This window comes from Micromonospora sp. DT46, from assembly GCF_049841735.1.
Classification (GTDB): Bacteria; Actinomycetota; Actinomycetes; order Mycobacteriales; family Micromonosporaceae; genus Micromonospora; species Micromonospora reichwaldensis.
Window position 1 is genome coordinate 120,852 of record NZ_JBNCKW010000003.1, and the last position, 14,598, is coordinate 135,449.

Genomic DNA, 14,598 nt, shown 5'->3' on the forward strand with positions numbered 1-14,598 from the left:
TCCAATCGAGGCAGGTGCCCCCCGATGAGCGATGACAAGCTGCGGTACTTCCTCAAGCGGGTCACCGCCGACCTGCACGAGACCAAGCGCAAGCTGCAGACCGTCGAGGCGCGCGACCAGGAACCCCTGGCCATCGTCTCGATGAGCTGCCGCTTCCCCGGTGGGGTCCGGTCGCCGGAAGCCCTGTGGGACCTCGTCGCCGACGGCCGGGACGCGCTCACCGAGTTCCCGGACGACCGGGGCTGGGACCTGGAAGCGCTCTACGACCCCGACCCCAACAAGCCGGGCAAGAGCTACACGCGCATCGGCGGGTTCCTCGACGGCGCCGGTGACTTCGACCCGTCCCTGTTCGGGATCTCGCCGCGTGAGGCCCTCGCCATGGACCCGCAGCAGCGGCTGCTGCTGGAGACGTCCTGGGAGGCCGTCGAGCGGGCCGGCATCGACCCGCTGTCGCTGCGCGGCAGCTCCACCGGTGTCTTCGTCGGGCTGAGCACCTCGAACTACGGCATGGGTCTGCCGAACGTGCCCGAGGGCGTCGACATGTACATCGGCACCGGCAACACCACAAGCGTCGCGTCCGGCCGGATCTCGTTCACCCTCGGCCTCAACGGCCCCGCCGTCACCGTCGACACCGCCTGCTCCTCCTCGCTGGTGGCCCTGCACCTCGCCGTGAACGCGCTGCGCCGCGGCGAGTGCGACCTGGCCATCGCCGGCGGCGTCACCGTGATGGTCACCCCCGGCGTGTTCGTCGTCTTCTCCCGGCAGCGCGGCATGTCCGTCGACGGCCGGTGCAGGGCCTTCGCGGCCGGCGCGGACGGCACCGGCTGGGGCGAGGGCGGCGGCGTGCTCGTCGTGGAGCGGCTGGCCGACGCCGAGCGCAACGGCCACCCGATCCTCGCCGTGATCCGGGGCAGCGCCCTCAACCAGGACGGCGCGTCCAACGGGCTCACCGCCCCGAACGGCCCCTCCCAGCAGCGGGTCATCCGCCAGGCCCTCGCCAACGCCCGGCTCGGCACCGCCGACGTCGACATGGTCGAGGCGCACGGCACCGGCACCACCCTCGGCGACCCCATCGAGGCGCAGGCGCTCATCGCCACGTACGGGCAGGACCGTCCCGCCGACCGGCCGCTGTGGCTGGGCTCGGTCAAGTCGAACATCGGCCACACCCAGAGCGCCGCCGGCGTCGCCGGGCTGGTCAAGATGGTGATGGCGCTGCGCAACGGCGTCATGCCGGAGACCCTGCACGTCGACGAGCCGTCCCCGCACGTGGACTGGACCGCCGGGGCGGTCTCCCTGCTCACCGAGTCCAAGCCGTGGCCGGAGCTGGACCGCCCCCGCCGCGGCGGCGTCTCCTCGTTCGGCGTGAGCGGCACCAACGCCCACGTGATCCTGGAGGAGTACCGGCCGCGCGTCGCCGAACCGGCGTCCGTGGACGGCGACGAGGCCGTCGAGGCCACCGCCGTCGAGCCCGCGCGTCGCCCCGGCCTGGTCGCCTCGGACGTGACCCTCTGGCCGGTGTCGGCCCGGTCGCGCTCCGCCCTCGCCGGGCAGGCCGCCCGGCTCGCGCGGCACGTGCGCGAGCACGGCGACCTCGCCCCGGCGGCCGTCGGCTGGTCGCTGGCCACCACCCGGTCGACGTTCGACCACCGCGCCGCCGTGGCGGGCCTCGGCACCGACGAGCTGCTCGCCGGGCTGGACGCCCTCGCCGCCGGCCACCCGGCCGGCAACCTCGTCACCGGTACGGTCACCAGCGCCGGCACCGGCCCCGTCTTCGTCTTCCCGGGCCAGGGCGCGCAGTCGGCGCGGATGGCCGCCGGCCTGGTGGGCCGGACGCCGGTGTTCGACGCGAAGCTGGCCGAGTGCCAGCGGGCCCTCGCCCCGTACCTGGACGTGGACCTCGTGTCGGTGCTCACCGGCGACGACGAGTCGTGGCTGGAGCGGGTCGAGGTCGTGCAGCCCGTGCTGTGGGCCGTCGGCATCGCCCTCGCGGCCGTGTGGCGCGCGGCGGGCGTCGTCCCGGACGCGGTCGTCGGCCACTCGCAGGGCGAGATCGGCGCGGCCTGTGTCGCCGGCATCCTCAGCATCGAGGACGCGGCGAAGGCCGTCGCGTTGCGCTCGCGGGCGCTGACCGCGCTGCGCGGCACCGGCACGATGGCGTCGGTGGACCTGTCGGCCGACGCGGTCGCCGAGCGGCTGCCGGCCTTCCCGGGCGTCGGCGTCGCGGCGGTCAACGGTCCCTCCACCGTCGTGGTCTCCGGCCCGCCGCAGCCCGTCGCCGACCTCGTGGCGGCGTGCCAGGCCGAGGGCCTGCGCGCCCGGCTCATCCCCGTGGACTACGCCTCCCACTCCGAGGCCGTGCAGCAGGTCGCCGAGCAGCTCCGCGCGGACCTGGCCGACGTCACGCCGCAGGCCGGCCACACCCGCCTGGTCTCCACGCTCACCGGGGACTGGGTCGACCCGACCTCGATGACCGCGGACTACTGGTACGACAACCTGCGCCGCACCGTGCGGTTCGACGCCGCCGTCCGGACGGCGATCGCCGCCGGGCACACCACGTTCGTGGAGATCAGCCCGCACCCCGTGCTGACGATGCCGGTCACGGCGATCCTCGACGACACCGGCGTCACCGGGCACACCCTGGGCAGCCTGCGCCGCGGCGACGACGACGCGACCAGGCTGCTGACCAACCTCGCCACCGCGTACGCCATCGGCCTGCCCGTCGACCTGACGAACGTCCTCACCGAGACCGAGGTGGCGCCGCTGCCCACGTACGCCTTCGACCACCAGCGGTTCTGGCTGGACGGCAGCGGCGGCCCCGACCTGCAGAGCCTGCTCCAGGGCGCGGCCGGCAGCGACCCCAGCGACACGAGCTTCTGGGCGGCCGTGGAACGCGGGGACGTCACCGCCCTCGCCGAGACCATCGCCACCGAGGACACCCCGGCACACGAGGTCCTCGACGCGCTGCTGCCGGCCCTGCCGCTGCTCACCTCCTGGCGCCGGCAGCGGCGCCGCCAGTCCGACATCGACAGCTGGCGCTACCAGGACACCTGGAAGCCGCTGACCGGCGTCGCCAACCGGGGCATGAGCGGCACCTGGGTCGTCGTGCTCCCCACCGGCGACATCATCGAGCCCTGGCAGGACGCCTGCGTCGAGGCGTTCACGGCGGCCGGCGCGACGCTCGTCCCGGTGCCCGTCTCCACCCCCGACGTCGACCGCGACCAGTTCGGCAAGCTGCTTCAGGAGGCGCTCGCCGCCGCGCCGGGTGGCGACGACGCCGCCGCCGAGGTGACCGGCGTGGTCTCGCTGCTCGCGTTCGACGAGCTGGCCCACCCGCTGCACCCGTCCGTGCCCGGCGGCTTCGCCGCCACCGTCGCGCTCTTCCAGGCCCTCGGCGACCTCGGCCTGCGCGCCCCGATGTGGAGCGTCACCTCCGGCGCCGCGTCGGTCGGCATGGCCGACCTGCTGCGCTCCCCGGTGCAGTCGCTGGTCTGGGGCTTCGGCCGGGTCGCCGCGCTGGAGCACCCGCAGCGCTGGGGCGGTCTCGTGGACCTGCCGGAGGCCGTCGACGAGCGCTGCGCCGACCTGCTGGTCGCGGCCCTCACCGCCGCCGGCGAGGAGGACCAGATCGCGGTACGTCCCGGCGGCCTGCTCGCCCGCCGGCTCACCCGGGTCCCGCTCGGCGAGAGCCAGCCCGCGAACCCGTGGCAGCCGTACGGCACGGCGCTGGTCACCGGCGGCACCGGCGCGCTCGGTGGGCACGCCGCCCGCTGGCTGGCCCGCAGCGGTGTGGAGAACATCGTGGTCGTCAGCCGGCGGGGCATGGCCGCGCCGGGCGCGCAGCAGCTCGTCGACGACCTCACCGAGCTGGGCGCCCAGGCCACCGTCGTCGAGTGCGACGCCTCCGACCGGGACGCGCTGGCCGACCTGATCGACGCGATCCCCGCCGAGTACCCGCTCACCACGGTCGTGCACGCCTCCGCCGTGCTCGACGACGCCATGATCAACGACATCCGGCCGGAGCAGATCGAGCGGGTGCTCCAGGCCAAGGTCGACGTCGCGTACAACCTGCACGAGCTGACCCTCGACCACGAGCTGTCGGCGTTCATCATGTTCTCGTCCTTCGCCGGCAGCGTGGCCAGCTCCGGCGTCGGCAACTACGCCCCGAGCAACGCGTTCCTCGACGCCCTCGCCCAGCACCGGCGTGGCCTCGGCCTGACCGCCACCTCCATCGCCTGGGGGGCGTGGGCCGGCGGCGGCATGGCCGACGGGCCGCTCGGCGAGCTGCTGCACCGACACGGCGTACCCGAGATGACCCCCGAGGCGGCCATCGCCGCGCTGCACCAGGCCGTGGACCACGGCGAGGCGTTCCTGACCATCGCCGACATCGCCTGGGAACGGTTCTCCGTCGCCTTCACCGCCACCCGGCCCGGCCCGCTGATCAGCGACCTGCCGGACGTGCGGCGCCTCGTCACGGCCGAGCAGGTGGCCAGCGTGGAGGCCGGCGACGGCCCGGAGACGTTGCAGGACCGGCTCGCCGGCCTGCCCGCCGCCGAGCGGCTCGCCGTGCTGCTCGGCCTGGTCCGCAGCCAGGTCGCCGCCGTGCTCAACTACCCGTCCGCCGAGTCGGTGGACGAGCACCGGGCGTTCCGGGAGCTGGGCTTCGACTCCGTCACCGCCGTCGAGCTGCGCAACCGACTCGGCTCGGCCACCGGCGTGGCCCTGCCGGTCACCCTGGTCTTCGACTACCCGACCCCGACGACCCTGGCGGAGTACCTCTTCGCCGAGGTCGCCCACGACGACGTGGTCACCCCGACCGCCCTCCTCGACGATCTGGACCGGATCGCCGACAGCCTCGACGTGGTGGCGCGGGACGAGGCGGCCCGGGTGCGGGCCACCGTACGCCTGCAGGCGATGCTGTCCCGGCTCGCCCAGGACAGCGGTGGCGCCGACATCGGCCGGCACCTCGACGACGCCACCGACGACGAGTTGTTCGCGATGGTCGACAAGGACCTCGGCATCTCCTGACCTTCCAGCTCCAGCTCTCTCCCGTCCCTTTCGAGGAAGCGGCACTCCGATGGCCAACGAAGACAAGCTCCGCGACTACCTCAAGCGGGTCATGGCTGATCTCCACGACACCCGCCGCCGGCTCAGTGAGGCACAGTCCCAGGAACTGGAGCCGGTGGCGATCGTGGCGATGAGCTGCCGGTTGCCGGGCGGGGTGCGCAACCCCGACGACCTGTGGGAGCTGTTGCGGGACGGCCGGGACGCGGTCACGCCCTTCCCCGACGACCGGGGCTGGGACCTGGAGCGCCTCTACCACCCCGACCCCGACCACCCGGGCACCTCGTACGCCCGGGAGGGCGGGTTCGTCGACGGGGCCGGGGACTTCGACTCCGCCTTCTTCGGCATCTCACCCCGCGAGGCGCTGACCATGGACCCCCAGCAGCGGTTGCTGCTGGAGACGTCCTGGGAGGCGGTCGAGGCCGCCGGGATCGACCCGGCCTCGCTGCGCGGCAGCCGGACCGGGGTGTTCGTCGGCACCAACGGGCAGGACTACGGCACCCTGCTGATGATGTCGCCCGACGGCGACGAGGGGCACTCGATGACCGGGGGCGCGGCGGCCGTCGCGTCGGGCCGGGTGTCGTACACCCTCGGGCTCGAAGGGCCGGCCGTCTCCATCGACACGGCCTGCTCGTCGTCGCTGGTGGCACTGCACCTCGCGGTGCAGGCGCTGCGGGCGGGGGAGTGCGACCTGGCGCTGGCCGGCGGGGTGACCGTGATGGCCACCCCGGGCCTCTACATCGGATCCAGCCGGCAGCGCGCCCTCTCCACCGACGGGCGGTGCAGGTCGTTCGCCGCCAGCGCCGACGGCGCCGGGTTCTCCGAGGGCGTCGGCTGGCTGCTGGTCGAGCGGCTGTCGGACGCCCGCCGCAACGGCCACCACGTCCTCGCGGTGGTCCGCGGCACGGCCGTCAACCAGGACGGCGCGTCGAACGGGCTGACCGCCCCGAACGGGCCGGCGCAGCAGCGGGTGATCAGCCAGGCCCTCGCCTCCGCCCGGCTCTCCACCGCCGACGTCGACGTCGTGGAGGCGCACGGCACCGGCACCAAGCTGGGCGACCCGATCGAGGCGCAGGCGCTCATCGCCACGTACGGGCAGGACCGGGGGGAGGCCCCGCCGCTGCTGCTCGGCTCGGTGAAGTCGAACATCGGCCACGCCCAGGCCGCCGCCGGCGTGGCCGGGGTGATCAAGCTGGTGCTCGCCATCCGGCACGGCGTCGTCCCGGCGACGCTGCACGTCGACGCCCCGTCCCCGCACATCGACTGGACGGCCGGCGCGGTGGAACTGGCCACCGAGGCCCGGCCGTGGCCCGAGACGGGGCGGGCGCGGCGGGGCGCCGTCTCCTCGTTCGGCATCTCCGGCACCAACGCGCACGTGATCATCGAGCAGCCGGACGAGTCGGCCGAGGAGCACCGCTCCGACTCCGCCCCCGGGCTGGTCGCGGCCGACGCGCTCCTCTGGCCGGTGTCGGCCCGGTCGAAGGCCGCCCTGGCCGGGCAGGCCGCCCGGCTCGCGTCGCACCTGCGACAGCGCGACGGGCTGGAGCCGGCCGCCGTGGGCTGGTCCCTGGCGGCCACCCGCTCGACGTTCGACCACCGCGCCGCCGTGGTCGGCTCGACCGCTGACGAGCTGCTGGCGGGGCTGGACGCGGTCGCGGCCGGCCTGCCCGCCGGGAACGTGGTCAACGGTGTGGCGTCGGGCCCCGGCGCGGGCCCCGTCTTCGTCTTTCCCGGTCAGGGCGCGCAGTCGGCGCGGATGGCCGCCGGTCTGGTCGGCCGGACGCCGGTGTTCGACGCGAAGCTGGCCGAGTGCCAGCGGGCCCTCGACCCGTACCTCGCCGTCGACGTGGTGTCGGTGCTGACCGGCGACGACGAGTCGTGGCTGGAGCGGGTCGAGGTCGTGCAGCCGGTGCTGTGGGCCGTGGGAATGGCCCTCGCCGCGGTGTGGCAGCACGCGGGGGTGACCCCGGCCGCGGTCATCGGTCACTCGCAGGGCGAGATCGGCGCGGCGTGCGTGGCCGGCATCCTCAGCCTGGAGGACGCCGCGAAGGCGGTGGCGCTGCGCTCCCGCGCCCTGACTGTGCTGCGCGGCACCGGGACGATGGCGTCGGTGGACCTGTCGGCCGACGCGGTCGCCGAGCGACTGCCGGCCTTCCCCGGCGTCGGGGTGGCGGCGGTCAACGGACCGTCCACCGTCGTGGTCTCCGGCCCGCCGCAGCACGTCGCCGACCTGGTGCAGGCGTGCCAGGCCCAGGGGGTCCGGGCCCGGTTGATCCCCGTGGACTACGCGTCGCACTCGCCCGCCGTGCAGGAGGTCGCCGAGCAGCTGCGCGCCGACCTGGCCGACGTGACGCCGCAGGTCGGCCACACCCGCCTGGTCTCCACGCTCACCGGGGACTGGGCCGACCCGATCTCCATGGGCGCGGACTACTGGTACGACAACCTGCGTCGGACGGTGCTCTTCGACACGGCGGTGCGGGTGGCCGTCGCCGCCGGGCACACCACGTTCGTGGAGATCAGCCCGCACCCCGTGCTGACGATGCCGGTCACGGCGATCCTCGACGACACCGGCGTCACCGGTAACACCCTGGGCAGCCTGCGTCGCGACGACGACGACGCGACCCGGCTGCTGACCAACCTCGCCGCGGCGCACGCCATCGGCCTGCCCGTCGACCTGACGAAGGTCCTGCCCGCCGCGCCCACCGTCGACCTGCCCACGTACGCCTTCGACCACCACCGGTACTGGCCCGCCCCGCCGGCCTTCCTCGCCGCGCCCGACGGCGAGCCGGACCTCGACCGGTGGCGCTACCGGGTCACCTGGCAGGCCGTGCCCGACCTGCCGCTGACCTGGCTCGCCGGCACCTGGCTCGTCCCGGTGCCCGCGGCGCTGGCCGGGGACCCCCTGGTCGCCGACGTGCTGTCGGCGCTCGGCAACTTCGGCGCGGACGTCGTACCCGTGGAACTGGACGCCACCGACGACCCGGCGGCGCTGGCCGAACCGCTGCGCGCCGCGCTCGCCGGCCCGGACGGACCCGTCGCCGTGCTCTCCCTGCTGGGCCTGGACGAGCGGGCGCACCCGGAGCACCCGGCGACCTCGCTGGCCGTCTCGGGCACCGCCCTGCTGGTGCAGGCGCTCGGGGCGCTCGGCGTCGAGGCGCCGCTGTGGTGCGCGACCCGGGGAGCCGTCGCGGTCAGCGCCGACGACCCGGCGCCGAGCCCCGTGGCCGCCGCCGTCTGGGGGCTCGGCCGCGCGGTCGCCCTCGAACACCCCGCCCGCTGGGGCGGCCTGCTCGACCTGCCGCACACCCTCGACGCGCAGGCCGGCGCCCTGCTCTGCGCGGCGCTCGGCGCCAACGGCGAGGACCAGTTCGGCGGTGGCGCCGACCAGTTCGGCGACGACGACGGCGCGGAGCAGTTCGGCGGCGACGAGGACCAGCTCGCCGTGCGCGGGTCCGGGGTCTTCGTCCGCCGGCTCACCCGGCTCACCGAACCCGAGCCGACCGCGTCCGGCGACGCCGTCGACGACACCTGGCGGATGCGCGGCACCGTGCTGATCACCGGCGGCACCGGCGGGCTGGGCGGGCACCTGGCCCGCTGGGCGGCCCGCACCGGCGCCGCGCACGTCCTGCTGGCCAGCCGGCGCGGCCCGGACGCCCCGGGTGCCGCCGAGCTGGAGGCGGAGCTGACCGACCTCGGCGTACGGGTCACCGTGGCCCGCTGCGACGTCGCCGACCGGGCGCAGGTGGCCGACCTGCTGGCCGCCGTACCCGCCGACGCCCCGGTGACCGCCGTGCTGCACACCGCCGCCGTCCTCGACGACGGGATCGTCGACACCGTCACCCCGCAGCGCCTGCACACCGTCGCCGCGCCCAAGTGCGCCGCCGCCGTCCACCTGGACGAGCTGACCCGGGACCTCGACCTGGACGCCTTCGTGCTCTTCTCCTCGGTCGCCGGCACCACCGGCAACGCCGGGCAGGGCGCGTACGGGGCGGCGAACGCGTTCCTCGACGCCCTCGCCGAGCGGCGCCGGGCCGAGGGCCTGCCCGCACTCTCGGTGGCCTGGGGCGCGTGGAGCGGGGCCGGCCTGCCCGCCGACAACGAACGCGCCCAGCAGCGACTGCGCCGGGGCGGCATGCTCGGCATGGACCCGGACCTGGCCGTCGAGGCCCTCGCCCGGGCGCTGCGGCGCGGCGAGGCCACGACCCTGATCGCCGACATCGACTGGGCCCGGTTCGCCCCCGCGTTCACCCTGGTCCGGCCCAGCCCGCTGATCGGCGACCTCGCCGAGGTGCGCGAGGCGACGCGGCCGGACCCGCAGGAGGCCGCTGAGGAGGCGACGGACGTACCGTCGGCCCTGGCGCGGCGGCTCGCCGGGCTCGCCGCGGCGGAGCGCGCCGCGACGCTGCTGGAGCTGGTCCGCCAGTGCGCGGCGACCGCGCTCGGCTACGGCGCGGCCGACGACATCCCGGCCACCCTGCCCTTCCGCGACCTCGGCCTGGACTCGCTGACCGCCGTGGACATGCGCAACTTCCTGGCCACCGCCACCGACCTGCGGCTGCCCGCGACGCTCGCCTTCGACTACCCGAACCCGACGGCGCTCGCCGCGCACCTCGACGAACTGCTCACCGGGGCCACCCCGGACGTGGCCACCCCCGCCCCGGCCGCGCCGGCCGACGACGACGAGCCGATCGCCATCGTGGCGATGAGCTGCCGCCTGCCCGGCGGGGCGGACACCCCGGAGCAGCTGTGGCAGCTCCTCGCCGGCGGCGGCGACGCGATCGGCGAGTTCCCCACCGACCGGGGCTGGGACCTCGACCGGCTCTTCGACTCCGACCCGGAGAAGGAGGGCACCAGCTACGCCCGCGAGGGCGGATTCGTCACCGGGGCCGCCGACTTCGACGCCGGCTTCTTCGGCATCAGCCCCCGCGAGGCCCTGGCCATGGACCCGCAGCAGCGGCTCCTGCTGGAGGCGTCCTGGGAGGCGATCGAGCGGGCGGGGATCGACCCGCACGCGCTGCGCGGCAGCCCCACCGGCGTCTTCGTCGGCACCAACTACCAGGACTACCGGAACCTGATGTTCAGCGCCGAGGGCGCCGAGGGGCACCTGATGACCGGCAACGCCGGCAGCGTGCTCTCCGGCCGGGTGTCGTACACCCTCGGGCTGGAGGGGCCCGCCGTCTCGGTCGACACCGCCTGCTCGTCGTCGCTGGTCGCGCTGCACTGGGCCTGCCAGGCGCTGCGCCGCTCGGAGTGCTCCCTCGCCCTCGTCGGCGGCGTCACCGTCATGTCCACCCCCGGGGTGTTCGTCGGCTTCAGCCGGCAGCGGGGGCTCGCCCCGGACAGCCGGGTCAAGGCGTTCGCCTCCGCCGCCGACGGCACCAGCTGGGGCGAGGGCCTCGGCCTGCTGCTCGTCGAGCGGCTCTCCGACGCCCGCCGCAACGGCCACCCCGTGCTCGCCGTGATCAAGGGCAGCGCCGTCAACCAGGACGGCGCCTCCAACGGCCTGACCGCTCCGAACGGGCCGTCGCAGCAGCGGGTGATCCGGCAGGCGCTCGCCAACGCCGGCCTCACCCCGGCCGACGTGGACGCCGTCGAGGCGCACGGCACCGGCACCAAGCTCGGCGACCCCATCGAGGCGCAGGCCCTGCTCGCCACGTACGGCCAGCGGCCCGCCGACCAGCCGCTCTGGCTCGGCTCGATCAAGTCCAACATCGGGCACACGCAGGCCGCCGCCGGCGTCGCCGGGATCATCAAGATGGTGCTGGCGCTGCGGCACGGCTACCTGCCGCAGACCCTGCACGTCGACGAGCCGACCGACCAGGTGGACTGGTCCGTCGGCGCGGTCGAGCTGCTCGGCGAGGGCCGCCCGTGGCCGGTCACCGACCACCCGCGCCGCGCGGCCGTCTCCTCGTTCGGCATCAGCGGCACCAACGCGCACACCATCCTGGAGCAGGCCCCGGAGCCAGCCGTCGTCGAGCCGCCGACGGGGGAGCCGGCCGGGCTGCCGGTGGTGCCGGTGCTGCTGTCGGGACGTACGGCGGTCGCGCTGGCCGCCCAGGCGGACCGCTGGGCCGAGCAGCTCACCGGGCTGGAGGCCCCCCGGACGGTCGACGTGGGCTGGTCGTCGGCGGTCTCCCGGGCCACCCTGGAGCACCGGGCCGTCGTGCTGGCCACCGACCGGATCGCGCTGGGCGCCGGGCTGCGCGCCCTCGGCGCCGGTGAGGACTCGCCGCTGGTGGTCACCGGCGTGGCCGCGTCCCGGCCGAAGGTGGCGTACCTGTTCTCCGGGCAGGGGGCGCAGCGGGCCGGGATGGGGCGCGAGCTGGCCGAGGCGTTCCCGGTCTTCGCCGCCGCGCTCGACGAGGCCTGCGGCGCACTCGACCCGCACCTGCCCCGCCCGCTGAAGCCGCTGCTCTTCGCCGAGCCGGACACCCCCGAGGCCGAGGCGCTGGACCGGACCGAGTTCACCCAGCCGGCGCTCTTCGCCGTGGAGGTGGCGCTGTTCCGGCTGTTCGAGGCGTGGGGGGTGCGCCCCGACTCGGTCGCCGGGCACTCCATCGGCGAGTTCGCCGCGGCCCACGCCGCCGGGGTGCTCTCCCTGGCCGACGCCGCCGAGCTGGTCGCCGCCCGGGGCCGGCTGATGCAGGCGCTGCCGGCCGGCGGGGCGATGCTCGCCATCGCCGCCACCGAGGCCGAGGTGACCGCCGGGCTCGGCGACCGCGCCGACCGGGTCTCCGTCGCCGCCGTCAACGGTCCCGCCGCCGTCGTGGTGTCCGGGGCCGGCGACGCCGTCGAGGAACTGGCCGCCGAGTGGACCGCGCGGGGCGTCCGGATCCGGCGGCTGACGGTCAGCCACGCGTTCCACAGCCCGCTGATGGAACCGGTGCTCGACGACCTCGCCGCCGTCGCCGGACGGCTGCGGTACCAGGACCCGACCATTCCGATGATCTCCACCGTCACCGGCGCGCCGGTCGACGCGGCGGAGATCGGCACGCCGGAGTACTGGGTGCGGCACGCCCGCGACGCCGTGCGCTTCGCCGACGCCGTCGCGGCGCTGCGGGAGCGCAACGTCACCGGCTACGTCGAGATCGGCCCGGACGGGGTGCTCACCGCCCTCGCCCAGGCCGTCCTGGCCGAGGACGCCCCGAGCGGCGGCCGGGCCCCGCTGGTCGTACCCGCCCTGCGCCGGGACCGCTCCGAGCCGACCACCCTGCTGCGGGCGGTCGCCGCGCTGCACACCCACGGCGTCTCCCCGGACTGGTTCGCCCTCTACGCGGGCACCGGCGCGCAGCGGGTCGACCTGCCCACCTACACGTTCGACCGGCAGCGCTACTGGCCGGAGCCGCCGCCGTGGGCCAGCCTGGCGGCCGAGGACGACCGCACCGACGTCGAGCGCCGCTTCTGGGCGGCCGTCGAGGCCGAGGACCTCGAGTCGCTGGCCCGCGACCTGGACGTGGACCGCGACCAGCCGTTCGGGACGGTGCTGCCCGCGCTCTCCGCGTGGCGGCGGCGCGGCCGGGAACGGTCCCTGGTCGATGGCAGCCGGTACCGGGTCGTCTGGGAGCCCATCGAGGAGACCCCGGAGGAGCAGGATCCCGGCCGCTGGCTGGTGCTGCTGCCCGCCGACCGGGCCGACGACCCCGACCTGAACTCCTGCACCTGGGCCCTGGGCACCGACGTGACCATCGTGCCCGTGGACACCGGCGCGGACCCCGACGAGCTGTGCGGCGGATTCGCCGACGTGCTCACCGAGGCACTCGGCGAGGACGGGGGGCCGCTGTCGATCCTCTCCTTCCTCGGCCTGGACGACGCCCCGCACGCCGAGCACCCGGCGCTGCCGCGTGGCCTCGCCGCGACCGTGCACCTGCTCCAGCAGCTCGTCGACCTCGACGCCCCGGCCCGGCTCTGGTCCGTCACCCAGGGCGCCGTCGGGGTCGGCGACGGCGACGTACCGGCCAACCCGCGGCAGGCGATGCTGTGGGGCCTGGGCCGGGTGGCCGCGCTGGAACAGCCCGTCCGCTGGGCCGGTCTGGTCGACCTGCCCACCGACCTCGAGCCCTGGACGGCGATGCGGCTCGGCGGCATCCTCACCGGCGGCGGCGTGGAGGACCAGCTCGCCGTCCGCGAGTCCGGGGTGCTGGTGCGGCGGCTCGTCCCGGCCGTCACCGACGGGGAGCCCGCGCCGTGGCAGCCCCGGGGCACGGTGCTGATCACCGGCGGCACCGGCGCGCTCGGCGGGCACGTGGCCCGCTGGGTGGCCGGCGCCGGCGCGGAACGGGTGGTGCTGACCAGCCGGCGCGGCACCGACACCCCCGGCGCCGCCGAGCTGCTCGCCGAGCTGACCGGCCTCGGGGTGGACTGCCGGGTCGCCCGCTGCGACGCCGCCGACCGGAACGCGGTGGCCGAGCTCCTGGCCGACCTCGGGCGGGAGGGCCCGCCGCTGCGCGCGGTGGTGCACGCCGCGGGGGTCAGCGAGGTGGTGCCGCTGGCCGACACCACCCTGGAGGACCTGGCGTACGTCATCGCCCCGAAGCTGTCCGGCGCCGAGCACCTCGACGAGCTGCTCGACGGCGTCGACCTGGACGCGTTCGTGCTCTTCTCGTCCATCTCGGCGGTGTGGGGCAGCGGCGGGCAGGGCGCGTACGCGGCCGGCAACGCCTACCTGGACGCGCTCGCCGAGCGGCGCCGGGGCCGGGGCCTGGCGGCCACCTCCGTCGCCTGGGGACCGTGGACCGAGTCCGGCATGTACACCGAGGGCGCGGCGGAGCAGCTGCGCCGCCGCGGCCTGCGGGTGATGCCGCCGGGCGTGGCGATGGCCGGGCTGCGGCACGCCCTGGCCGTCGGCGACACCTGCGTCACCGTCGCCGACGTCGAGTGGGCCACCTTCGCGCCGCTGTTCACCTCGCTGCGGCCCAGCCCGCTGCTGGCCGACCTGCCGGCCGTACGCGAGCTGGCCGTCACCCCCGCCGACGCGCCGGACGCCTCCGCGCCCGTCGCCCGGGACCTGCTCGCCGAGTTGCGGGCGCTGCCCGGCGACGAGCGGCGGGCCGCGCTGCTGGAGATGGTGCGCGTCGACGCGGCGAAGGTGCTCGGCCACTCCTCCGGCGACGTGATCGAGACGGACCGGGGCTTCCTGGACCTCGGCTTCGACTCGCTCACCGCCGTGGAGCTGCGCAACCTGCTCACCGCGGCCACCGGGCACGACCTGCCCACCACGGTCGTCTTCGACTACCCGACGCCGGCCGGCCTGGCCGACCACCTGTACGAGGAGCTCTTCGCCGGCGGCGACGGGGAGTTCGGCGACGACGGCGACGAGGAGTCGGTCCGCCGGGCCCTCGCCGCGATCCCGCTGGACGAGCTGCGGCGGACGGGTCTGCTCGACCAGCTGCTCCAGCTGGCCCGCACGAGCGCCGCTCCGCCGGCCGTGGCGCCCGCCGCCCCGGCCGCGCCCGAGGCGCAGATCCACGAACTCGACGTCGCGGGCCTGGTCCGGATGGCCCTGGAAGGCTCCGACTCGTGACCCGGCCGGCCCTGAGG

General features: G+C 75.8%; 2 protein-coding genes. Both read left to right on the forward strand.

The window, feature by feature from the left end; all coding sequences use genetic code 11:
- Positions 1 to 24: 24 nt before the first annotated feature.
- A complete protein-coding gene (locus ACLQ20_RS08505; RefSeq protein ID WP_425854876.1) occupies positions 25 to 5,025 on the forward strand; it encodes a type I polyketide synthase in 5,001 nt (1,666 codons plus the stop codon).
- Positions 5,026 to 5,074: 49 nt separating this feature from the next.
- Positions 5,075 to 14,581, forward strand: a complete 9,507-nt coding sequence (locus ACLQ20_RS08510) for a type I polyketide synthase (RefSeq protein WP_425854878.1) — start codon at positions 5,075 to 5,077, stop codon at positions 14,579 to 14,581.
- Positions 14,582 to 14,598: the final 17 nt, after the last annotated feature.